The organism is Secundilactobacillus silagincola, from assembly GCF_002583405.1.
GTDB lineage: Bacteria > Bacillota > Bacilli > Lactobacillales > Lactobacillaceae > Secundilactobacillus > Secundilactobacillus silagincola.
The window spans coordinates 321,787-345,913 of record NZ_BCMJ01000002.1; the positions used below are offsets into that span (position 1 = coordinate 321,787).

Consider the following 24,127-nt stretch of genomic DNA (forward strand, 5'->3'; position numbering starts at 1 on the left):
AGTGCTTTTTAGTTGAAGCAAAGATCTTTAAATAAACAAACTGGTATTTCGCTGACGGGCATCGCCTAAGTAGGCTGCTACGCCACCAAGTTCAATCCCATCAATCAGTTCATCTTGTTGGACGCCCATGAGGTCCATGCTCATGGTGCAGGCAACCATCTTAACGTCAGCATCCTGGGCTTTTTGCAGCATGGTATCTAGTTGATCCACGTTATTGTTGTGCATTAACTTCTTCATCATACTTCTACCGGCACCCAGCATGTTGAGTTTTGATAGCGGTAATTTTTGTGCGCCGTGAGGTAAGGCCATATCGAACATTTTGGCCATACCCTTTTTGTGTAATTTAACCCCTGGCTTCTTAATAACGTTGAGTCCCCAGAAGGTGAAGAACATGGTGACCGGTTGTCCCATGGCGGCAGCACCCTGTGCAATGATCAGACTAGCAATGGCTTTGTCGAAGTCACCATCAAAGACAACGATAGTCGTGCCTTCTTCGTTTGTTTTAGTCACGCTGGTGGGAGCTGTTTGAGGTGCGTCAGTTGGACAAGGGGCAGTGGCCTGTCCTTTTTGAATGGTAGCAACTACTTTATCACCCTGAATCTCATTATTCAAAATTGTGTTGTCAGTGGCTTTAGCCCACGCATCGATGTCCTTGTAGAAGCCAAAGTCCGAAGCGGTGACCTTTAATTGCTGACCGTCATCTAGTTCCTGCATAGCGTTTTTAACTTTGAGGATTGGACCAGGACATTGTAAGCCACAGGCGTCTAGTTCAACCTGGGTGATGTTTTGCGACGTTGGTTTTGATGTTTCGGCTTGTACCGGGTTTTCAGCGGTCGGCTCTGGCTTGGAAAGCTGATATTTCGCCGTACGGTAAGTCTTCAGGCCTCCGTCGAGATTAATGGCGTTGAAGCCACGTTGGTTGAGTACCCGAGTGACGTTATAGCCTCGCAGACCAGCTGCACAGTAAACGTAGATGGGTTGATCCTTTGGTAATTCTGACAGCCGGTCACGAATTTGGTTCCGTGGAATATTAACCGCGTGCTCTAGTGCGGGTTCTGCCAGTAGTTCATCAGGATTACGAACATCTAAGAAGTAGGCACCCTTTGAAAGTAAATCGTCCACTTGATGCCATTGAATGGTAGTCACTAACTTATCCTGAATATCGCCAGCCATGTAACCGGCAAAGTTCACGGGGTCCTTGGCGGATGCATATGGCGGAGCGTAGGCCACTTCTACGTCGGCGAGTTCGGCTACTTTGGCGTGGAAGCGAATTGCTGTTGAAATGATGTCGATCCGCTTGGCAACGCCTTTGGTTCCCACAGCTTGTGCGCCGAGGATATCGCCTTCAGGTGAGAAGAGGACTTTCAGTTCGATAGGGGCAGCACCAGGATAGTAGCCGGCACTTGAATTCGGGTGTAAATGAACGACTTCGTAAGGCATATTTAGCGCTTTAAGCTGACGTTCGTTCACACCGGTAGAAGCAGTGGTCAGTGCGAATACTTTCGCCACCGACGTCCCAAGCACAGCTGGATTTTGACGGTCAATACCAGCTAAGTCATCAGCTAAGTAACGTCCTTGCCGGTTTGCTGGACCAGCTAGTGGTATTGATACCGTTTGGTTTGTGATGGCATTCTGGACGGTGATAACGTCACCAATGGCGTAAATGTCAGGAAGGTTGGTTTCGAAGTGATCGTTTACTGTGATAAAGCCACGATCATTCGTTTTAACACCGGCATCTTTTGCTAACCGTGAATTTGGTCTGATACCAATGGCTAAGATGACGAGGTCGGTGTTGATACTGTCGCCACCAGCGAAGGTTAAAGTGTGACCAGCATCGGAAAACGCTTCCAACTTAGTGTTGAGACGTACATCAATTCCATTAAGCGCCAGGTGTTCGTGCAAGAATTGTGCCATTTCAAAGTCTAAGTTTGGCATCACTTGTGGCGTGGCTTCAACTAAAGTGACATCGAGGCCGCGGTTGTGAAGGTTTTCCACCATTTCTAGACCAATGAATCCGCCACCGATGACAGTCGCATGTTTGGGTAACTTCTTTTCGATATAGTCAGTGATTTTATCCACGTCAGGAACAGTCCGAACGGTGAAGACGCTGTGGGCATCGGCTAGACCGGGGAATTTTGGTACGACGGGGTTAGCACCGGTTGAAAGTACTAATTTGTCATAGTGATCCTGCACAGTGTCATCAGGAGTTTGAATGGTGATTGTTTTGAGCGTTGGATCGATATGAGTGACTTTACTATTAACGTGAACATCAATGTTGAAATCACCTTGCATATCGTCAGGGGTCGAGACAAACAGGCTATCACGATCAGGGATGGTTTGCCCCACGTAGTAAGGCAAGCCACAGTTGGCAAATGAGATGTAAGGTCCTGCTTCATACATCACAATTTCAGCATCCTCATTCAGTCGTCTTAGCCGAGTTGCAACGGAGGCACCGCCAGCGACACCACCAACAATAATTATTCGTTCAGACATGTTTTGTTCCTCCTTGTGAAATTCATAATTAAGCTTGAAATCATTATACCCCATGGCGGTATATTGTCAATATATTTACTTATCACTTATTTTATGGTAAATTCTAATCATTTGACTTTGATACCCCATATAGGTATAATCGATTTAAAGATTAAGAGAGCAGGTGTTTTTAATGTCAGTAAAACCAATTAATGATCAAAATTTTAACCAAGAAACCGATTCAGGAACCGTTGTGATCGACTTTAATGCGACATGGTGTCCACCATGTAAGATGATGAATCCAATCGTTGAAAAAATGGCTGATGAGCTGGGCGATAAAGTGGCCTTTAAATCGCTGGATGTCGATGAGAATCAACAAACAGCTGCCCAGATGCAGGTTCAAGGAATCCCGACTTTCATCGTCAAAAAAGATGGTCAAATCGTTGACCGAATCGTGGGTTTCACACCGGAACCAGCCTTCAAGTCAAGACTGTCCCAATACATTGACTAGATATGATATAGTGGTATCAAGTAATTTTTAGGGGGAAACGCGCATGGCATGTGATCCAAAATTAATTAATCGACTTAAACGTGCTGAAGGTCAGTTGCGTGGCATTCAGGCCATGATGACTGAAGGCCGGGATTGTGCTGAAGTCGTTACCCAGTTAAGTGCGGTAGAAGCTAGCGTGAAGCGGGTGATGGGAATGATCATTACCGAAAACATTTCCCAAAAAATGACGGAGACGCCAGATGAAGCGCTACAGTCATCCTTGAAGCTGATTCAAAAACTGTAGGTGTGCCATCATTAAAGGACCGGATCATACCCGCAATAGGGCGTGATCCGGTCCTTTGTGTACTTGGTCATGTCCAGGCGCAATGAGGTTGTGATTTACGCCAAATTTGATACAATAACTGCAATAAGGCGATTGAGTCGCCACAGAAAGGATGAACGTGTATGTTGGGCATTGTAATGGGCGTTGGGACGTCACTGGAGGACTACAAAGCTTAGTCCTCCGCGGTTATGGAGGACAAAACAATTAAATTAACAGAATATGGCGTTAACGAGACACACAAATTAACGGCTGGTTTGAGTTTGGCGCGAGTGGTTGCTACCAGTCATCAGCAATATACGATTGTGACTGATCAGGGCCAATTCCAGGCTCAGGTTGCTGGTCGACTCTTGAATTTTGCTACTGACGCGGCAGATTTTCCAACGGTGGGCGATTGGGTACAGGTACGGTTACCGGAGAACCAGACGGATGTTGCGACAATCGAACGGCTAAATGACCGCAAGACCGTTTTTCTTCGGAAGACGGCTGGTCGGCGGTCAGCTGCACAATTAGTGGCCGCTAATATCGACTGGCTCTTGTTATGTATGGCACTGGACGCGAATTTTAACGTCCGGCGATTAGAACGTTATTTAGCCATTGCGGCAGCATCAGGTGCGCAGTCAGCCATTGTGCTAACTAAGGCCGACAAAACGACACAGCTAGCTGAACAGTTGACGGCTGTTGTGGAAGTTAGCGGAGACGCGAAGGTGATCGTTTGTGATGCCACGCGTACTGCAGGAATGGCGGAACTAACTGCATTCATGCAACCCGCACTGACATATGCTTTTCTGGGTTCTTCAGGCGTGGGAAAAACTACGCTGATTAACCATTTGATGGGCACGTCCAGTTTGGCAACTGCAGCGGTCCGCAAAACTGATGATCATGGCCGGCACACGACTACTGCGCGGCAACTTGTTAAATTACCTAATGGCAGCTTAGTGATTGATACGCCTGGAATGCGCGAACTGGGTTTATTGGACGCTGACTTAGACACGACGTTTGCGGATATTACTGAACTGGCGAAAGACTGTCGATTCAACGACTGCACACACCGCCAAGAACCTGGTTGTGCGGTGCAGCAAGCAGTTGCGGATGGTCAACTTTCTGAAGCACGATTAGCCAGTTATCGGCAACTGCAAGCTGAACAGTCGAATAATCAGCTCCGTGGTAAGGCAAGGGAAAACGCCAAGATTGATCGCATGTTCGGCGGTAAAAAACAGATGAAGGCCTTCATGAAAGAAGTTCGTCGAAAACGAAAATAAGACTTAAATAAGTGTTAATTGATAACTCTCATGGTATTTGCCGTGGGGGTTATTTTTTATTGACACATGCGCTACATGTTGTTATTATGTACTGGTACATTGTATTAAAGAGTAGCCGGTGAAAGCTGGTAAACAAACGTTGATTCAGGCAAACTATATAGTATTACAAGGTAGGTGAGACGATTGAAAGGGTTAACCGAGTTATTAAAGGGCGCATTGGAAGGTATCGTTCTTCAACGAATCAGTCAGGGTGAAACGTACGGTTACGAGATTACCAATTATCTGATTGATTTGGGCTTCGAAGACATCGTTGAAGGGACGGTTTACACCGTATTGCTGCGTTTAGAAAAAAAGGGGTTACTGTCGGTTGAACGTCGGAAGTCTGAAATGGGGCCGCCACGGAAGTTTTACTCGCTTAATGAGGCAGGACAGCGCTACTTGAGTGACTTTTGGCAGAAGTGGGGTTTTCTAACGGCTACCATGGCAAAATTAAAGGAGCAGCAAAATGACTAATTTATTAAACAATAGTATTGGGGATAAGAAACGCTATAGACAATTTAAACAAGAGGTGGAAGCACTTCCTAAAGCCTACGCTGAAACTTTCAACGCATTGCAGAGTTACATTTGGAACTTTGCTAAGAATGGCGCTATGATGGATGTATTAGAAGAAATGTTACACATGTTTCAAGAGAGTGCTGCTGAGAAAGTACCTGTGAATCAGCTGATTGGCGATGATCCGGTGGAATTTGCTGAAAATATCATGGCGCAGTATCCAGATGAGTTATGGTTGATCAAGTACCGGACACGGTTGCGTGAACAGGTTAAAAAGGCGGAACAGCTCTCGGATTAAAACGCTGTCATACAGGTGATATAATGAATTTGTATAGAAATCAATTAGCATATGAGGTACATGGTGATGGTCAGCCTATTTATTTTCTACATGGGATGTCATTATCCAGCATCAGTATGAGTTCGATTTACGAGAGAATTGTGAATCACGACAAATTTCGGCGCTATTATATCGATTTACCAGGTATGGGTGCTTCTCAAAACGTTCAGGGCATCAATAATTCTGATGATGTCGTTAAATTGTTAGCCGATTTTATCGTTGACACAGCGAGCAATTCACCGATTATATTAGTGGGGCATTCATATGGTGGTTATTTAGCGTTTGCTTTAGCTCAAAAACTGATCAGTGTAGTTGGTGTTTTCAACACTTGCCCGGTTGTGATTGCTGATAGCGATGATCGACACGTTGCTGAACACACCACTAAAGTAGTCGAAAAAGTTCCAAACGATGGTTCTATGGCGATGAAGGGATATTTATTTCTCAACGTGGTGATTAGCCGGCAAACTTGGGCGGATTATCAGCAGCAAGTGGTGCCGGGACAGCAACAGTTCAACAGTGGCTTTTGGGATTCGATTCGAAATAGTGGTGAATATGCGGTTACCAACGAAAAGCAATTGTTTGATGAACTCGCTAAACGTATTTTACCAATTGAAGTTTTACTGGGACGTTACGACAATGTTGTTGGATATAAGGACCATTTAGCAAAATTAAATCAGCTACCAAACAGTGACATTACGATTGACGAAAATGCCGGACACAGTCTTTTAATTGATGATCCAGAACTGGTTGCACAAAAGTGGCAGCAGTTTATTTCAAACATAACAGATTGAGTTTATATCCAATGAATTAAACACATTATTAGTTTAATCGGAAAAAAATTTCAAAGGAGAACGCAAATATGCAAGCAATCAAAATTTCTGAACCTTGTGAAGCTAACGAATTACAACCAGTTGAGGTACCAACACCGCAATTAGTTCCAGGTTTCACTTTGGTTGAAGTTAAAGCTTTTGGTGTTAACGAATCAGAAGTCACTAGCCGAAAAGGGGAATCTTCAAGTGATTTTAAGTACCCCCGCATTTTAGGCATTGAAGGCGTTGGAGTGATCAAAGAAGCTGATCCCGCCTCCAATTTTAAAGCGGGTCAGAAAGTAGCCATGATGATGACGGGACTCGGCCGCGCAATCGATGGCAGTTATGCGCAGTACTGCTTAGCACCCAACGAATCATTGATTCCGCTAGAGACGAATCTGGATTGGTCAATTGTGGGCGCTTTGCCAGAAATGCTGCAAACAGCCTATGGTTCATTAAGTAAAGGGTTGAACGTTGCTGCGGGTGATAAAGTGTTGATTCGCGGCGGTTCCTCCACAGTGGGGCTGATGGCTACGGTCCTTGCGAAAGATATGGGCGCAGAAGTGATTGCGACGACTAGAAGCCAGTCCAAAGTGGCTATCATGAAGCAATTCGGCGCCGATAAAGTGATCATTGATGATGGCAAGATTGCTGAAAAACTTCCGGATGGCGTTGATAAGGCTTTGGAACTGGTGGGCACAACCACTTTATTTGATACCTTTGGCGCAGTTAAGTCAGCTGGGAAGGTCTGCTTTACCGGTGGTTTGGCTGGCGGATGGGAAATCGAACACTTCTCACCATTCATGATTCCTGCTGGTAAGTTCTTCACTAGTTACGCGGGTGAGGCGATTGATTTATCCGCTGATGTGTTTAATCAGGTTTTGAAAAAGGTTGAAGCGAAACAGATTCAAGTGCCGATTGCTAAGGTTTATCATGGTTTAGCTTCTGTTGGTGAAGCACAAACTAACCTTGAGTCAGGTCAATTTATTGGCAAACACGTGGTGGTATTGGACTAGAAATGATGTTAAAAGGACTGGTAAACGATTACTGTTTATTAGTTCTTTTTTTCGCTGTAATTAAAAAGAACGTTCAAATTATTTATTTGCGAGCGCAACTAATTGGTGATAAAATGTGGACGTTAAAGCAAATAGACGAAATATAGGTTCACTTTAAAAAGGGGGTTGATGACGTGATCGATACCGGCGATGATTCACTGGTCAAGTGGCTGGTGATTGCTGGCCGGCAAGTAAGTCAGCATCTGGGTCAGCAGTTGGCGCAAATTAACGTGAGCGCCAGCCAATATTATTACCTGTTAAAAATTCACGATAATCCAGGGTTAACGCAAAAGGAACTGATTGAGGTTGAATTCATTAATCCCAGCAACGTGACCCGCGCGATTAAACAACTGGTTGATCAGGGGTTAGTCAGCCGGCACCGGTCGGCTGCTGACAAACGTGCTCAAGCATTGCAGTTAACGGCTGAGGGACAGAAGATGTACCCGGAAATTAAAGCCATTTTAGATCGAGAAGAAGCGCTATTTAGGCAGGTTACCAAAAAACAGTTCCCTGATTTTGAGACGGATCAATTGGTTCAAATTTTAAAGTCATTCGCTCGTCTCCACGGGGATACCGATAAAACATCAAACGAAAGGAAGCCTTCAAAATGAAAGCAATCGTCATTGAACAAGCTGGCGGACCAGAAGCTTTAAAGTTAAAAGAAGTGCCAACGCCAAAGGTAAAACCGGGCTGGAGTTTAGTCCGTGTGAAGGGATTCGGCATTAATCACTCCGAAATCTATACTCGAAAAGGCGAGTCACCAACCGTTAAATTTCCCCGAATCTTAGGTATTGAATGTGTCGGTGAAGTTGCTGATACCACGGAATCAGACCGGTTGCCTGTTGGCCAAAAGGTGGTCAGCATCATGGGTGGCATGGGCCGTGAATTCGACGGTGGTTACGCAGAATATGCTTTGCTGCCAAACGAGCAGATTTATCCCGTTAACACCAAACTATCTTGGCCTGAATTAGCGGCGATCCCCGAAACTTACTTTACGGCTTATGGCTCACTGAAAAACGCCCATATTGACACCGCCAAGAGTCTGTTAGTTCGTGGTGCCACAAGTGGTGTGGGTAGTGCGGCTATTAAATTAGCTAAGGCCATGGATCCGTCAATCACCATCACTGGCAGTACTCGGCATGAAGAAAAATTTGATAAGCTCAGGGCTATCGGCTGCGATAAGCCAGTTTTGGATAAGGATGGCAAAGTTCAAACTGAAGACCACTTTGATGCCATTATTGAATTGGTTGGCTCGGCAACGTTGAACGATTCCCTATCACACCTCAATCAGTTTGGTTATTGCTGTTTAACTGGTGGGTTAGGTGATCAGTGGACGGTACCAAACTTCAGCGCGTTCGTGATTCCTAATGGCGCTAGTTTAACGACGTTTGGTTCTGGCATTGCATCCAATGATTCGGCTTTCAACGATATGCTGAATTTGATTGAAACGCATCATATTGATGTTAAGCCAACACAGACCTTTGATTTAGCGCATACCGGCGATGCCCAAGCAGCACTGGAAGCCAGTGACAGTTTCGGCAAAGTCGTCGTATTGCCATAACACAACGAAAGCAGGTTTTTAATGACGGTATTAACGATTGCAGGGAAAACTTACCCTGATTTACAAATTCCCGACGATTATCAAGTTGTCGTGAATCAATTAGTTCCACGAGATGACGAACAGGTTCATTTGCTTCGTTATCAGCCAGCGGATTTGCCAGAGGAAGCTTTAGGAAGAGAACACGTCACGGTTATCTACCGTGATGATGGTGGGTTGTATTCGTATAACGCGCTGACTGAGCCGCTTTCTGGTCCACTGCCAACGGAGCAAGAAGCATGGAATAAGGCTGAGAAGATCTGGCAGCAAGTTGCACCTGACTACCGGAATAAATTGGAACGTTTACGTATTCTAGAAGGTCAGGAACGGCACTATACTGATGCCACGGGCAAAACAGTGACATTTCCAATTTTGTGGGCCAAGTATGCGAATACAGTTGATCTTGGCAGTTATGAATGGATTGGCCTGGGTCCAAACAATCGGTTAGTTGAGTTTGAACGGTACAATTTCTGGGATTATGAGGCCGGCCGACAAAAGACAGAAATGTGGTACGGTGATGATTGGATTCGCGCGCGGCGTGGACTACCACCGCAGATGGAGGCACCGTGGCCAAGGGCGTAGAGCGTGAAAGCAAGCGTTTAGATAGCGGAGTGTAAGGGACCCCCAGCATAAATCCATGGGTTTGGGATTTGTGCTGGGGGTCCCTTACATGCAGCTGTCTGCTTGCTTGAACGCGTTTCAGCTAGGTAGTCGATAAAAATCTATGGGTTTTGGATTTTTGTTGGCTGTGACTTAGATGCAAGTCTCAGCTCTCGTGAACACGTTTCAGGTTAGAAAGCAGTATTGAAACACTTACCGATATCTACTGGTGCCACAGCCCTTTTGTGTGAAAATACTATTTTAGGTTTCAATCATCGCAGGATTGTTCTATCCTATGGGTGTAATTGTCGGCTTAAAGTTGGTATTTGAGGAGGAACTACTTTCCATGTCAGAGACTTACCGGTTACAACTTGGTCCATTTGTCCGAAATTTACCCGTGATGACATTGCCGAATGGTGTGACAATTGCGTCGTTTGTCTTGTTAGGCGACGCTGAATTGACTCATTGGGCGGCTGAACAGCTGCTGAAAAAGACTGACGGTCTTGATTTTGATTATTTTGTGACAGTTGAAAGTAAGGGAATACCGTTAGCCCAAGAGATGACGTGGTTAAGCGGTCATAAACGTTACTTCGTTTTGCGTAAGGGCGTGAAGGATTACATGGTTTCTCCGATGACCATACCCGTTCAAGCCATTACCACTTCTGCCAATCAGCAGTTAGTTTTGGATGGGACGGATGTCGTTAAATTAAAGGGCAAACGAGTGATCATTGTGGATGATGTGATCAGTTCCGGTGGTTCACTGCAGGCGGCTGAAAAGCTGTTACAGGAAGCTGGTGCACAGGTTATTAACCGACTGGCAGTTTTGGCGGAAGGCTCAGCTAAAGAACGTCAAGATATCAAGTATCTGGGAACACTACCATTATTTTGAGGTATAGAAAAGGGATTGCGCTTATTGAGAGTGCAATCCCTTTTAATAGACTTAATTAAACTATCTTCTGATTAATCGCTGCAGTATTTGCATGCGATACCGTTGATTTCTCTCGTGAAGCGAAGAAACCGAAGATCACGCACCAAGCGATTCCCAAGAGTGCTGGAATCCGGTTGCTTGGATCGAAGAACAGACTGAGATAAACCACGCCGAAGAAGACGATCAACAGTGGATCAACAACCTTATAGGCTGGCATTAAGAAACCGTCGGGTAAAAAGTCTGCAGAACGACGATAACGGTAATGCGCAACGATTGTCAGGGCGTAAACAATCAGATAGAGGTCACTAGTAGCGGATGCAATCAGACTGAAGGCGTTGGAAACACCAGGTAGCACGCTGAGTAATGGTGATAACAGCACACACCCAGTGGAAATGAGAATTGCCAGTGCGGGAACACCATGCGTTGAGATTTTCTGGAAGTGTCGCATGAATGGACCGTGAGATTCAATGGCTAGCTGGAAGAAGTGCCGACCTGAGGAATAAATCATACTGTTAAGTGCGGAGACAGATGATGTGAGAACCACGAAGTTGATTACGGCTGCAGCTGCCCGAAGTCCAACCAGCGAGAAGACCTGAACAAATGGACTTTGAGTGGTTGAAAGGCTGCGCCATGGGTAAATCAGCATGATTACGAACAAAGCACCAATGTAGAAGATCAGGATTCGAACGATAATTTCGTTGATGGCTTTAGGCAAGACCTTATGTGGATTCTTAGTTTCAGCAGTGGTAATGCCGATAAATTCCATTCCTAAGAAAGCAAAGAAGACCATTGGAAAGGCACCAATGAAGTTATTGACACCGTTTGGAAACAGCGTGAAGTTAGACGTCACGTTTGATAGGGTAACTGTCCCAGTAGGAGTCTTAAAATGGCTGAATAACAAGAAGAAGCCAGTAGCAATCATGGCTAAGATCGCAATAATTTTAATCGTCGAGAACCAAAACTCCGCTTCACCAAACAGTCGAACGGCAATCAAGTTCACGGCGGTCAAAATAGCCAAGAAGACGATTTGAATCAGCCAGCCTGGGACGTGCGGGAACCAGAACTGAACGTAATTAGCGGTTGCAGTAAGTTCTGCCATACCAACACACACAAGGCCAATCCAGTAGGTCCAACCGGCAAAGTAACCGGTGCGGTCACCGAGATAGCGAGTGATAAACGCAATAAAAGTATGCTGTGACGGATCTTGATACAGCATTTCGCCAATTCCTCTCATCATTAAGAAGAAGAAGGCGCCAATGATAATGTAAACCAGAATAATTGATGGACCAGTTTTTTTAATGGAAGTACTGGCACCCAAGAAAAGGCCAGTGCCAATCGTACCACCTAACGCAATCATTTGAACGTGTCTATTAGATAAGGTTCTTTTCGTGCCATCGGCATTGATATTTGTTTGTTTCTCCATAGACTCACTCCTTTTCGTTTATTTGTATTTAATCACCTAATGATAAAAAATTCAAGTATTAAATTAGAATTTAATTTGAAAGCGGACTGGAAAATATTGGAAAAAGCTGGTATATTTAGTTTGTTAGCAAGGAGAATGTGACTAATTGTATTCACTAATTAAAATTTAATGAATAATTAATATGCAAAAATTAATGAATAAATACTTACATGTCCATGTTAGTTTACTTGTCTACGTTCCTTTGTTTACTAGTATACGTTGCTTGGTAATTCTGGCAGTTGCAGCTAGTCATTTACGGGAATAATCAATGAATATTCAATTCAATATTCATTGATTATTGCGCGTTAACAAATTTCTTGGAGGTATCATTTTTATGGAAATCAATGAATTGAATCCAGATATTTTATCTGTTAAGCCTTCCGCGTTACGGGTGTTTGATCACGAAATCAGTGAGGATCCAGATATAGTTAAACTGACACTTGGTGAACCAGACTTTAATGTGCCAGAACACATTAAACAGGCTGCCATTGCCTCTATTAATGCTAATCAGTCGCACTATCCCTTCTACTGGGGGATTCAGGAGTTGCGGGACGCTGCTTCAACGTATTACCGCGACAAGTTTGGCTACCAATACACGGCTGATCAGATTGTTTGTACCGTTGGTGCTACAGAAGGCTTATCAGCTACGTTTAAGACGCTGTTTCGTCCCGGAGATGGCATTTTAATTCCAATGCCAGCTTATCCTGTTTACAAGGCCATGGCTGGGATCAATCAATTAGTGCCAATCATGATTGACACGACTGATACTGACTGTGTACTGACACCTAAACAAGTGACGGACGCTATTGCTGCACATCCGGATGTGACTGTCAGAGGCGTTGTCATCACAGATCCATCCAATCCAACGGGGGCAGTGTACACAGAAGAACAGTTGGCTGCCTTAGTCCCTGTATTCCGAGATAACAATATTTGGGTCATCAGTGATGAAATCTACGGCGAACTTACCTATGGTGTTAAACACTACACGTTATCCAAGTGGTTGCCGGAACAAACGATCATCATTAACGGACTTTCAAAGTCTCATGCGATGACCGGCTGGCGAATTGGTTTCGTGTTCGGACCAGCAGGGGTGATTGACCAAATTGCCAAGGCTCATCAGTTTGAAGTGACGACGCCAACGTCAATCGTCCAATATGCAGCTGTTGAAGCACTGACTCACGGCCAAAATGACGCTGCGGCTATGCGCAAAATTTATGAACAGCGTCGTGATTACCTCACGCAGTCATTGGATAAGTTGGGAATGACCTACGTGGCGCCTAAAGGGGCGTTCTACATTTTCACTAAAATTCCAGAACAATGTGAACAAGACAGTTTTACTTTTGCGCGTCACTTGGCCAAAACGTATCATGTTGGTCTGATGCCCGGCGCACCATTTGGCGATCCGCAAGCACTGCGAATTAGTTACGCTTCTAGTAACGAAAACCTGCATGCAGCGGTGGATGCCTTAACTAAGGAATTGGCTCGGGTTGGTTCATTAGCAAAATAGTGTCGGCAAAATTAAGAGAGTTGTAAAAAACACCTCGCAATAACCATTATCAATGGCTATGCGAGGTGTTTTAATTTGTCATAAAAATTGAGTTAGTCCGCTTTTAAAAATGATTCTTGTTCATACAGTGGGTCAGGATACGTGTAAAAGCCTTCACCAGACTCAACTCCGAGGTGACCATCATCGATCATTGATTTGATCATGGTCATTGCTTTTATCAAATCGGTATTATTGGATTCCTTGGCTAGTACAGAATGGATGTTGTATTCGGTTCGCAAACCAACATGGTCCATGACTGCGAAGGGACCCATGGGAGCGCCAGTGGCTTTCATCCAGGTTTGGTCAATGGTGTGCGGATCGGCAACACCCTTAGCCCACAGCGTTAAGCCGGCATCCAGGTAGGAATCCAGAATTGAGTTGAGGATGTAGCGAGGTTGTTCTTTTTTGAGCTTGATAGGCAGCATACCAATTTCTTTAGCAAATTCGACCACTGTGTCGTACACTTTAGGATCAGTTTTGGGTGAGCCCATAATTTCAGCGGTGTTATTCTTCCAGACTTCGTTAGCAAAATGGAGGTTCAAAAACTGCGCTGGTCGGCCAGTATCCGCCATGAATTGGCTTGGTACAAGTGTTGAGGAGTTGCTGGCAAAAATCGTTTTGGCCGGTGCAATCGCAGATAGTTGAACGTAAAAGTCATGTTTAATTTGTGTTTTTTCGGGCACTGATTCGATGACAATGTCTGCATCATCTGTGGCTGTCTTTAGGTCAGTGGTGTACGAAATGCGAGAGAGACCTTCAGCAAAATTCTGCGCGGAAGTACCTAAATCACGGGTGTAACTAGATTCTAAACCAGCAATCCGAGACTTAGCCTTTTCGATTGCTTGATCATTGATATCGTAAACGGTGACTTGCTTGCCACGGTAGGCACATTGGTAGGCAATTTGGCTACCTAAAACGCCGGAACCGGCCACAGTTACATTATTGATGCTTGTCATAGTTGATCAGCCTCCATAGATTGAGAAAGTTAGTTTTAACCATAGCAAGTATAGATTGGTAGCGATTTTAAAGTCAACGAATATGCGGTTTTTAAGGGAAATTGGTATGGTATTGCTAATCTGTATGATAATTAAAGAGTGAAAATTTGAAGGTTTAGTCGTTCATAATGAGAAATGTTTGTCCTTTTTTAAAATTGAAACAAGATTCATTTAGCTATATAGTGACGTTAGAATTAACTGATTACTAGATAAGTTGTTATATAAGGAATGAATCGATTATGAAAAAATGGGTTAAAATTTTAATCGGCATTTTGACTACAATCGTAGTGCTGTTTATTGCAGCCATCATGGCAGGCTACATTGCATTACGGACTCAGGGATGGCATATTGGAACGCCACGGGAAATCCAAGGTACCTACCAGCAGAAGTTACCTAAGAATAGTCCCTTAGGTTTTGGTGGTGTCATTAAAATTCGGCCATACAGTACGGAAAGCGCGAGTTCTGGAATGCCGGTAATCAAAGCCAGTGATATGCTATGGCGTAAGGTTGGAACTGATGCTTACCTAGTTCGGGGTTGGGGCAAAGCCAGCGGTATGTATCAAGGTGGCGAAACAAGGGTGGTTTATTATAAGTATGGCAACGCAATATATGCGCAGTCGTATAAGGACTACAAGGTTCAAATGTATAGTGACCCCTATTACCGGACGAAAAAGCTAGTATTTAAACAGTGAGTAAGGATGAAAGAAGCGGATTAAATCATGACAGATGCGAAATTTGATTCTATTTCTGATTTAATAATGGCCATTAAAGCCAGTCAAAAACGGCTTCAGTTAACAAATCGGGCAATCTTAAGTATCGTGAATCTGCAGTCAGAAAAAGAAACCGACTTTTTCTCAGGTCAAGTAAGTCGCGGTAATTATGAGCAAACGCTAACAGCACTGCAGACGATTGAAAGGTTGCTGAATCAGCAAAATGTACCCCTAACAGCGTATCTGCAGCAACTGCGTGCATTACCACTGCGTAATATTTTCCTGCGCAATCGGTATGCGTTTTGGTTTGCCAATTTTATTGAAGCTGGTGGGTCGGCAAGCATTCTTATTCGGGATGCCAAGGAAAATGACTTTGAAATCATCAACCAAATCGTATGGAGCAGCAATTTGCTGGTCAGTACATCGGGTGTTGCCCATATACAGACGCATCAAAAACAATTGGTGCATTTATCAGATGAAGAATACCAAACGATTAGAATAATCATGGCACAATTTTCGACTGCTTCACCGTTGTTTTTCTTTAATCTAAGACAGTTGCAAACGGTTGGTTTAATCACGGATATTTCAAAATTACAGCAGTATTGGAATCAGGAGGCAGAGTTGAAAGAACATGCCAGGTAACTGTGCTTATATACGTGTAGGGTTAAGGAAAAACGACAAATTAAAACGCTTTCATTTTCATGGTAAATGTATTAAACTGGGGGAGTAAAAAGTTGATTATTACAAGTAACAATTGGTATTATTAGCAGGTTGTTTTTGTCTAATTAATTTTTTGTAGGAGTGATGAGTCACTAATAGCACGATGATTGTTTAAGATAATCTATTAGTTTTTGGAGGAGACCAATTTATTTAATTTACTCTAGGGGGAGAACTATGAAGCATGATGAACTGAATCAAAAGCGGCAGAAACTTCATCAGGATGAGCAAAAATTGGCGTATCATGTTAAATTGTATAAGTCCGGCACATTTTGGATTGCAGCAGGGATCACAACTGTAGTGTTGGGCATCACTATGTTAACGGGAGTGTCAGTAGCTAGTGCTGCTGACACAGATGTAACGGAAGCTGTAAAACCAGCCGAAAACAGTGTCAGTGCGTCTAGCTATCGCCTTAAAACTAGTGAAACGGCACAGACAGCGGCATCAACAGAATCGGCTGGGACTGTTAATAATGATTCGAGTATAAGTAAGGAAACCGGTGATAAATCTGTTGATGTGGCAGCTAAGGTTACCAACTTAGGTGATGCAAACAGGACTCAAATTGATCAGGCTAAAGAAGCAGCCAGTGAACAGTATGCTCAAACTGTTCAGCCACAGGTTGTTACAGCCGTTTCGGCACCTACACCAGAAACAGCAGCAACGGGTCAAGTTACGATTAAATATGTAGATGAGGATACTCAGAAAGAAATTGCGGATAGTTATGTAGCGACGACGACAATTAAACCAGATTTAGTGACTGAAGCGAAAGTTAAGTCAGACTTTGCTGAGCCTTTTATCTCGGGCTATACCTTCGATAAATTAGGTGAAGGTGACACGTTGAACTTCGCACCAGTGGCTGATGGCAAGGCAATTACTGCTTATTATAAGAATAATTCTGTGACTGTCCCTGACACGATGGAGCCAACCGCTACGCAGACGGAACCGACACCAGAGGCAGCGACCACAGGACAGATCACAATCAAGTACGTTGATGAAGATACTCAGGCGGAAATTGCAGATAGTTATGTAGCTACGACAACGATTAAACCGGATTTAGTGACTGAAGCGAAAGTTAAGTCAGACTTTACTAAACCAACAATCTCAGGCTATACCTTTGATAAACTAGGTGAAGGTGACACGTTGAACTTCGCACCAGTGGCTGATGGCAAGACAATCACTGCCTATTATAAGAACAACTCTGTAGCTGTCCCTGACACGACAACTGAGCCGGAAACCACACCGGAAACCACACCAGAAACAGCGGTCACAGGACAGATCACAATCAAGTACGTTGATGAAGATACTCAGGCAGAAATTGCGGATAGTTATGTAGCTACGACAACGATTAAATCAGATTTAGTGACTGAAGCAAAAGTAAAGTCAGACTTTACTGAACCATCAATTCCAGGCTATACCTTTGATAAATTAGGTGAAGGTGACACGTTGAACTTCGCCCCAGTGGCTGATGGCAAGACAATTACTGCTTATTATAAGAACAACTCTGTAGCTGCCCCTGACACGACAACGGAGCCGGAAACCACACCGGAAACCACACCAGAAGCAACCGTTACAGGTCAAATCACAATCAAGTACGTTGATGAAGACAACCCTGAAACAGTCTTATCATTTAATAGAGATAATGCAGGTTTCCCATCAACAGCTCCGGCAACAATTAGTGGTAGTTATACCGCTACAACAACGGTTGATCCAGACCTGGTCACGAAAATGAAAGTTAAAGATGCCTATGTCCAACCAAGAATTTTGGGATATACCTTTGATAAACTAGGTGAAGGCGACACGTTGAACTTCGCCCCAGTGACGGATGGCAAAACGATTACAGCCTATTATAAGAGCGATTCACCAGCTGACACCATAACTGAGCCAACCACCACGCAGACAGAAACCACACCAGAGACAACGGTCACGGGTCAAGTCACGATTGCTTATGTTGATAAGGATACACAACAACTCCTTGGATTTAACAGTGGCCAGTCTTCAATTCCAGGTACCCCTGTTCAAATCAATGGAACTTATGTGGCTCAAACAACGGTATCCACGGTTGATCCAGGTCAGTTAACGGTATCTGGTAAGGTGGCACAGGCTGAGATCGCTGGTTATAAATTCGTGGGTAATGACACCACTGATCTCACGTTTGCCCCAGTTGATCAGCAAAAGATGATTAAAGCTTACTATGAGAAATTAGCACCTGTTGTGATTAATTACGTGAACGAAGCTGCCCCAGCTGATGTTATTTTTCAAATTGAATATGACGCACAGGATCCGGCTAATTGGATTAGCGGCAGTGCTGACTTTAATTTTGACTATGAGCCAACCTTTAACGGCTATACGTATGATGAGCAAAGAACTCAGGCAGACAGTGTCTTAATAGGGAATGGATTTAAGTCACTAGATGATACCGGTGGTCAACCAGTCACCATCAATATTTACTACAAAAAGACGACTGCTGATCCTAATCCAGGGGCAATGTATATTGGTGATACCATTACAAAAACAAGCGATATAACAGATACCGCGGTAAAGAAGACAAATGATCTTGAAACCCCAGGGGCAGCATTTGCACACGATAAACTCCCTGAAGTTTCAGCGGCAAAGCCAATCACCAGTGCAGCAGTGGCAATCAATGGCCATGTAGTGAACCAATACCCTAATTACACACTGACGGGTACGATTGGGACTAATAATCAGGACGGCAATTTAGCACAAGGGCTAATGCCGCTGGCAGATTACATTCCTAATCAACCAGTTGAAGTTGTTTTTGTGGATGATTCAACTGGGAACATTCTTCAGCAAGGACTATACGGTGATTTTGATCTGGATAAGGGCGTGTTGCCATCCGGAAATTATGACACGGGTGTGGTTAATGAAGCTTATCAGGCTAAGTTAGCAGATAAAGGGTATGAACTTGCTAAAGTATACGGCGAGCCAACCGGCACATACGATGCCATGCACAGAATCGTTTACTACGTTTACACGCCAAAATTGGCTACCAACTATGTGCCTGTGACGCGACTCATCAACTTTACAAGCTCTGACGGTGCTCTGAACATTAATCCGATAGTGCAGACCGTTTGGTATAAGAAGGTGACTAACGAAGTCACTAATCAGTCAATTTACACGCCTCAAAGCGGGTTCTATCAATATGAAATTCCGATTGTTTCAGGTTATTCAGCAACTCTTAACGACCAGCCGGCTACCGTAGTGGCACAGGAAGGATTGCCTGCAACAACGGGGATGCCGACTAATGAGAGCGTGACTGTTAATTATGCTAAGCTCCAACCAGTCGTTGTTCCGGCAACTACTGGTGAGGATACACCGATTGCACCAACTGAAGATTCTGGGGAAGTACCTATGTCACCAACTAACGATGGCATCACCAACGTTACTACTGACAATCAGGTGCCAACGACAACAGAAAATGGTGGCAAAACAACGATTGAAACTGATAAAGATAATGGTAGCGTCGTGGCAAACAAAGGTGGTTCGTCAGCTCAGACTGATGTAACAGCACATGCTGTAAGTAAACAAGCTACTAATATTGTTAGTACAAATGCGTCATCTACAACACATGATCAGTTGCCACAAACGAATGAAGATAACGGTGGCAATTTTAGCTTACTTGGTGCTGTATTGGTATCAATGCTTGGACTTTTTGGAATCAAAAAGAAACGCTGTGATTAATTAGAATATTAAGACAATCAGAATTTGAGAACCTGATTGTCTTTTTTATTTTAGTCTAATAGTGAAATCACTAGAATCAACGCAATGTTGGGATTTTAAATCAGACTTAATAAGGATTAACTAAGAACTGTCAATTTTGTTTGCGCACGCAACTAACTGATGTTAAAATACTGACAGTCATATGATCGTATTTGATATTAAAGGAAAGAAGAGATTATCAATTGAAAATTATCACAACTGAAGAACATTTTGATACCAATAAGAACGTTAAAGAATTCAACGAATTTTCCAAGGTCCCTAATAACAATCCCTTTCAAGAGAAGCTTAACAAAGATCTGACGGATGCTGATAGTCGAATTGCTTATATGGATAAGTACGGCATCGACATGCAAATTATTTCCGATGCCGGTAATTCACCACAAGTATTGCCTGATGACAAAACTGTTGATGCTTGCAAGGCACAAAACGACTCACTGGCTGAAACCGTTTCGCAGCATCCTGACCGCTTGGCTGGTTTAGCTGCTCTGCCAGTTAACGTTCCAGACGAAGCTGCCAAGGAATTAGAACGTGCGGTTACGAAGCTGGGTCTGAAAGGCGCCATCATTAGTGGTACCATCAACGGTCAATTTCTAGATCAAGCCAAGTTTGACCCGATTTTTGCTACGGCTGAAAAGCTGGATGTGCCGCTATACTTACATCCTGGTGTGATGACCGATGATCAAAAGGCAATCTTATTTGATAGCTCAGCATACAGCGACATGATGGCAAATATGATGGCCGGTGCTGCGTGGGGCTGGCACATGGAACAGGGTGTTCAGATGGCGCGGTTAGTCTTTTCTGGTTTATTTGAAAAGCACCCGAACTTGAAGTTGATCTCTGGTCACTGGGGTGAATTCGTGCCCATGTTTATCGAACGGCTCGATGTGTTCGGTCGATTCTCTGAATTGCCACACCCATTTTCTTACTACTACCGTAAGAATGTCTACGTTGGCCCTTCAGGGATGCTGACTGCACCACAGTTGCAGATGGTTCACACCGAAATGGGTGCCGATCATATGCTTTATTCTGAGGACTATCCATACGTTAAGATGGAAGATAAAGTGAAGTCCTTTATTGAAGATGCGCCATTTAACGATAAGGATCGTGAAATGATGGCGCATGGGACTGCTGAAAAATTGTTTAAACTTTAAGAGTGTGACATAATTCGGTAGATTCCAGAATTAAACACAAAAATGCGTATTCCGTTGAACTTTGTCGTCGGGATACGCATTTTTGTGTTTAATGGCCGGAACCTGAGTTGTGGAGCCGTTCTTTTAGACTAGATTATAAATTGTCTTTCGGTTAAGAAATTAGGTGAAACTTTTATCAATATAGACTGACGTCACGGCCCTTTTTAGTTAAAGAACCATTCACTTGCTTTACTGTATAGCTTTTCAACCGTTTCTGGTTTATCGTCGCCAGGCTGGTTCTGATCTCCTTTTTGACCCGAACGAGAAAGAATGTAACACAGGCACTTGTAGCTTTCTCGATACTGATTGATTTCATCATTATCCAGCTGTAAGTTGGCACCAGGAAGGGTTGGCAGTAGCGAATCTCGCTCGTAAATGCAGTCGCCATAGACGATTTTCCATTGTCCATTAATCTTTTTTAGTTCACTAAAGATTCGAACGTAAGATACTAGGTCAAATTCGTTACCATCAATTTGTTGACGAGGTGAAAGCATGGTTACGGACATTTCGGCAATCGCCTTATCGCCGTTCAACCAGACCATGGTACTGTTCATCTTGTGTTTGGAGCCACCGCCACCGGCAGCTTTAGTTTTTGCAATGTAGTCTTTAGCAGGACCGTTGAACCAAGAAACGTGAATCGTGGCATCATCGCTGTAACAGGCAGCTTCTTGGTCGAAGTAACCATTGTCGCGTGTATAACGTTCGTATTCTAACAGTTCACGAATTTTTTGCCGGTCCATTACTTCTGCATCAGTTTGATCAAATGGAACATCATGAAAATCTTTAATCATCTTAATTCCTCCTTAGGGGTAACTTGAAGCAAATTATTTTGTGTTAGTTGCATGGATTATAGTGAACGGGGATGAAACGATAGCCCGGTGTGTTCTGATTCTTGACGATGTGACCAATCCCAGGGAAGGGTAGGTGAGCACCGGCAATTAATTCTTGATCGTCGACGACTTGTTCCACAGCCCTTTTAGCCGTTGAAATTTCGGTATTGACCCGTTTTTCATCGAATTTACCCAAAACGATTTCAATGTCCAGATCAGTGAGTTGAACGTCTGGATCGTGAAGCACATCGCCCCAGACAAACAGTTTCTGTCCTTGCGATTCAACTTGATAGCCTGTGTGTCCCATCGTATGGCCGGGTAGGGCAACGGGGGTGATGCCAGCACTAATTGCGTCATTGCTGTCGAATAGGATGCACTGGTTTTTCGCCATGTATGGCGCCAATAAATCTTTGAGGTTAGGAATGATGTTCACCCAGAAATCGTAGTCTGTTTTTTTCAAATAAACGGTAGCGTTTGGAAACGTCATCTGGTTATCGATTACCAGACCATTAATGTGGTCCGGGTGGGCGTGCGTTAACAAGATCTGATCCACGTCTTCAGGTTCATAACCGGAAGCCTTTAGATTGGTTAACATGCTGCCCATGTTTGGCCCAAGCACATTGCCACTTCCTGTATCGATTAAGGTAACGTCCTGACCAGTATTAATTAAATAGGTGTTGGAATCGACCTTAATATTTAGCCGGCCATCAATCATGGTTGTATTCGTATAGTTAGTTTTCCAAATGTTAGTGATGGATTCTGCATCGCTGCCATAGTAGGAATCGGTGGTACCAGCAGTGAAGCCATCGTATAAAGCTGTGATTTCATAATCACCAAGTTGAATTCTAAAGTATCCAGGAACTTGCTGTTTTATCATGATCATCTTCCTTTCTCATCGATTGAAAGACGACGTTGAACTTGTTTCAATCGAGTGACTATAGATTATCATCAACTATTGATTTTGTCAACAGTTGATAAAATCTTTTATTTTTGCTATTCTAAAGCTCAAGGGAAGTGACTGAATTGGACTCATTAGGAATAGGTATCTCTACTGGTGTGTTTTCAAGAAAAACACAGATGTACATGAAGTATTTCGTTAAAAAAATGGGGCTGACAGAAGTTGATGCCATTATTTTGATTAACGTGAAGGAAAATCCTGGAATCATTCAGGATCAGATCGGTCATAACTTATCAGTAGATAACGCCATGGTGGCGCGGAGCCTGAAACGCATGGAAGCGGATGGCCTGCTTAAACGGGTGATTGATGAGAATAATCAACGGACTAAAAAGGTCTACATTGAACCATTGGGGGACAAAACAGTCACCCAAATTGTTGATGCAATGTCATACTGGGATTCACTGATTGTTGATGGCCTATCAGAAAAAGAAAAAGGAACATTGGTATCAGCTTTAGCCTTTTTAAAACAGCGTGCTGAAAAAATCAATGTTAATGATGTGCTGGCCGCGCGGGATAAACTAGAGTAATAATCGAATCGATATCAAAATAACCAAGCTTAATTCAACATAAATAATGCCTATTCCACGATTGGTGGAGTAGGCATTATTTATGTTGAATTAAGCTTTCAAAAAGTCAGGTTGTTGAAATTCTGGATTGGGATAGTGGTAAAAGCCCTCACCAGATTCCATCCCTAATTTACCTTCAGCCAGCCGTTGTTTTAATTTAGCCGTAATCTGACCATCTGGATCCATAGTTTTTGGTAACGGGACGGCTGTTAACGTACGGGCACCAATCATATCCAGAATGGCGAAAGGTCCCATCTCGGCACCAGTAGCAAGCATCCAAGTTTTATCAATGGTTTGTGGATCAGCCACGCCATTGACCCATAGCGACATGCCAGAAACCATTAGCGGTGTCAGCAGGGAATTCAGGATATAACTAGGGTGTTCTTTTTTAAGCTGAATGGGGATCATGCCGATGGCTTTAGCAAAGGCCACCACTTCTCGATAAACTTCCGGATCGGTTTTGGGTGAGCCCATGATTTCTGCGGTGTTATTGACCCAAATATGGTTGGCAAAATGCATGTTCAATAGGCGTTCTGGATGACTTGTGGCAGGCGCTAATTGACTAGGGAGCAAACTGGAAGAGTTGCTGGAGAAAATAGCTGTAGCGGGAGCCAGTTCACTAATTTGCTGGTAAAATTTGGTTTTTAAATCAAGGTTTTCAGGGATCGCTTCGATGACTAAATCAGCCTGTTTAACAGCCTTTGCCAGGTCACTAGTATAAGTTAGGCGTGAAACGCCAGCTTTAAAGTCAGTTTCGTTCACGTTTAAATCAGTCTGATAACTGGGTTGTAAAGCTGCAACTCGTTTTTTAGCGGCGTTAAGGGCGTCTTCATTAATATCGTAGATGGTAACTGGGAATCCTTTGTATGCTGCCTGATAGGCGATTTGACTGCCTAATACACCGCCACCGGCAACGGTAAGCATTTTAATTGTCATTAAAAAAGCCTCCTTATTTGTTATCAATTATAAGGAG

23 protein-coding genes are annotated in these 24,127 nt (G+C 43.6%); 17 read left to right on the plus strand and 6 right to left on the minus strand.

Going from position 1 to position 24,127, the window contains the following annotated elements; genetic code table 11:
* Positions 1-27: 27 nt before the first annotated feature.
* A complete protein-coding gene (locus CES82_RS03335; RefSeq protein ID WP_098823906.1) occupies positions 28-2,493 on the minus strand; it encodes an FAD-dependent oxidoreductase in 2,466 nt (821 codons plus the stop codon).
* A 172-nt stretch (positions 2,494-2,665) separates the two neighbouring features.
* Between CES82_RS03335 and trxA the strand changes: the two genes are divergently transcribed.
* From trxA to CES82_RS03390, 11 genes are all read left to right on the plus strand, one after another.
* Positions 2,666-2,983 (plus strand): thioredoxin, encoded by a 318-nt coding sequence (gene trxA, locus CES82_RS03340; RefSeq protein ID WP_098823907.1) that lies wholly within the window; start codon positions 2,666-2,668, stop codon positions 2,981-2,983.
* Between the two features lie 43 nt (positions 2,984-3,026).
* Positions 3,027-3,266, plus strand: a complete 240-nt coding sequence (locus CES82_RS03345; RefSeq protein WP_098823908.1) for a metal-sensing transcriptional repressor — start codon at positions 3,027-3,029, stop codon at positions 3,264-3,266.
* Between the two features lie 227 nt (positions 3,267-3,493).
* Positions 3,494-4,564: a ribosome small subunit-dependent GTPase A gene (gene rsgA, locus CES82_RS03350; RefSeq protein ID WP_098823909.1), complete on the plus strand. Its 1,071-nt coding sequence runs from the start codon at positions 3,494-3,496 to the stop codon at positions 4,562-4,564.
* 183 nt (positions 4,565-4,747) lie between these two features.
* The gene (locus CES82_RS03355) at positions 4,748-5,077 is read left to right on the plus strand and encodes a PadR family transcriptional regulator (RefSeq protein WP_098823910.1); all 330 of its coding nucleotides are present in this window, start codon (positions 4,748-4,750) and stop codon (positions 5,075-5,077) included.
* Positions 5,070-5,414 (plus strand): DUF1048 domain-containing protein, encoded by a 345-nt coding sequence (locus CES82_RS03360; protein ID WP_098823911.1) that lies wholly within the window; start codon positions 5,070-5,072, stop codon positions 5,412-5,414. Before CES82_RS03355 ends, CES82_RS03360 begins: the two co-directional genes overlap by 8 nt.
* A gap of 23 nt (positions 5,415-5,437) precedes the next feature.
* Positions 5,438-6,244, plus strand: a complete 807-nt coding sequence (locus CES82_RS03365; protein WP_098823912.1) for an alpha/beta fold hydrolase — start codon at positions 5,438-5,440, stop codon at positions 6,242-6,244.
* A gap of 68 nt (positions 6,245-6,312) precedes the next feature.
* Positions 6,313-7,278, plus strand: coding sequence for a zinc-binding dehydrogenase (locus CES82_RS03370; RefSeq protein WP_098823913.1), 966 nt, complete (start codon positions 6,313-6,315; stop codon positions 7,276-7,278).
* Positions 7,279-7,451: 173 nt separating this feature from the next.
* Positions 7,452-7,928 (plus strand): MarR family winged helix-turn-helix transcriptional regulator, encoded by a 477-nt coding sequence (locus tag CES82_RS03375; RefSeq protein ID WP_098823914.1) that lies wholly within the window; start codon positions 7,452-7,454, stop codon positions 7,926-7,928.
* On the plus strand, positions 7,925-8,878 hold the full coding sequence (locus tag CES82_RS03380) for an alcohol dehydrogenase catalytic domain-containing protein (RefSeq protein WP_098823915.1): 954 nt from the start codon (positions 7,925-7,927) through the stop codon (positions 8,876-8,878). Before CES82_RS03375 ends, CES82_RS03380 begins: the two co-directional genes overlap by 4 nt.
* Positions 8,879-8,899: 21 nt before the next feature.
* The gene (locus CES82_RS03385) at positions 8,900-9,496 is read left to right on the plus strand and encodes a hypothetical protein (RefSeq protein ID WP_098823916.1); all 597 of its coding nucleotides are present in this window, start codon (positions 8,900-8,902) and stop codon (positions 9,494-9,496) included.
* Positions 9,497-9,860: 364 nt separating this feature from the next.
* Entirely contained in the window at positions 9,861-10,403 is a 543-nt protein-coding gene (locus tag CES82_RS03390) for a phosphoribosyltransferase family protein (protein ID WP_098823917.1), read from the plus strand.
* Between the two features lie 55 nt (positions 10,404-10,458).
* On the opposite strand, the gene CES82_RS03395 is transcribed toward CES82_RS03390, so the two are convergent.
* Positions 10,459-11,865, minus strand: coding sequence for an amino acid permease (locus CES82_RS03395; RefSeq protein WP_098823918.1), 1,407 nt, complete (start codon positions 11,863-11,865; stop codon positions 10,459-10,461).
* Positions 11,866-12,238: 373 nt separating this feature from the next.
* On the opposite strand from CES82_RS03395, the gene CES82_RS03400 reads away from it, so the two are divergent.
* Positions 12,239-13,411, plus strand: a complete 1,173-nt coding sequence (locus CES82_RS03400; protein ID WP_098823919.1) for an aminotransferase class I/II-fold pyridoxal phosphate-dependent enzyme — start codon at positions 12,239-12,241, stop codon at positions 13,409-13,411.
* A gap of 92 nt (positions 13,412-13,503) precedes the next feature.
* Here CES82_RS03400 and CES82_RS03405 read toward each other — a convergent pair whose 3' ends face one another.
* Positions 13,504-14,406 carry a 3-hydroxyacyl-CoA dehydrogenase gene (locus CES82_RS03405; RefSeq protein WP_098823920.1) on the minus strand — a complete coding sequence of 301 codons (903 nt, stop codon included), beginning with the start codon at positions 14,404-14,406 and terminating at the stop codon, positions 13,504-13,506.
* Positions 14,407-14,684: 278 nt separating this feature from the next.
* Here CES82_RS03405 and CES82_RS03410 point away from each other — a divergent pair, with 278 nt between their 5' ends.
* From CES82_RS03410 to CES82_RS03425, 4 genes are all read left to right on the plus strand, one after another.
* Positions 14,685-15,137, plus strand: coding sequence for a hypothetical protein (locus CES82_RS03410; protein ID WP_098823921.1), 453 nt, complete (start codon positions 14,685-14,687; stop codon positions 15,135-15,137).
* Positions 15,138-15,164: 27 nt separating this feature from the next.
* Positions 15,165-15,797 carry a hypothetical protein gene (locus tag CES82_RS03415; protein WP_098823922.1) on the plus strand — a complete coding sequence of 211 codons (633 nt, stop codon included), beginning with the start codon at positions 15,165-15,167 and terminating at the stop codon, positions 15,795-15,797.
* A gap of 252 nt (positions 15,798-16,049) precedes the next feature.
* Entirely contained in the window at positions 16,050-19,571 is a 3,522-nt protein-coding gene (locus CES82_RS03420) for a MucBP domain-containing protein (RefSeq protein ID WP_098823923.1), read from the plus strand.
* A 221-nt stretch (positions 19,572-19,792) separates the two neighbouring features.
* On the plus strand, positions 19,793-20,761 hold the full coding sequence (locus CES82_RS03425; protein ID WP_098823924.1) for an amidohydrolase family protein: 969 nt from the start codon (positions 19,793-19,795) through the stop codon (positions 20,759-20,761).
* Positions 20,762-20,964: 203 nt separating this feature from the next.
* Here the strand turns inward: CES82_RS03425 and CES82_RS03430 are convergent, their stop codons facing one another.
* Positions 20,965-21,591 carry a nuclear transport factor 2 family protein gene (locus tag CES82_RS03430; protein ID WP_098823925.1) on the minus strand — a complete coding sequence of 209 codons (627 nt, stop codon included), beginning with the start codon at positions 21,589-21,591 and terminating at the stop codon, positions 20,965-20,967.
* Positions 21,592-21,634: 43 nt separating this feature from the next.
* A complete protein-coding gene (locus CES82_RS03435) occupies positions 21,635-22,507 on the minus strand; it encodes an MBL fold metallo-hydrolase (RefSeq protein WP_180245643.1) in 873 nt (290 codons plus the stop codon).
* 146 nt (positions 22,508-22,653) lie between these two features.
* Between CES82_RS03435 and CES82_RS03440 the strand changes: the two genes are divergently transcribed.
* Positions 22,654-23,115 (plus strand): MarR family winged helix-turn-helix transcriptional regulator, encoded by a 462-nt coding sequence (locus CES82_RS03440; protein WP_143466282.1) that lies wholly within the window; start codon positions 22,654-22,656, stop codon positions 23,113-23,115.
* Positions 23,116-23,205: 90 nt separating this feature from the next.
* Here the strand turns inward: CES82_RS03440 and CES82_RS03445 are convergent, their stop codons facing one another.
* Complete coding sequence (locus tag CES82_RS03445; RefSeq protein ID WP_098823928.1) at positions 23,206-24,090, minus strand: 3-hydroxyacyl-CoA dehydrogenase; 885 nt, start codon at positions 24,088-24,090, stop codon at positions 23,206-23,208.
* Positions 24,091-24,127 lie beyond the last annotated feature (37 nt).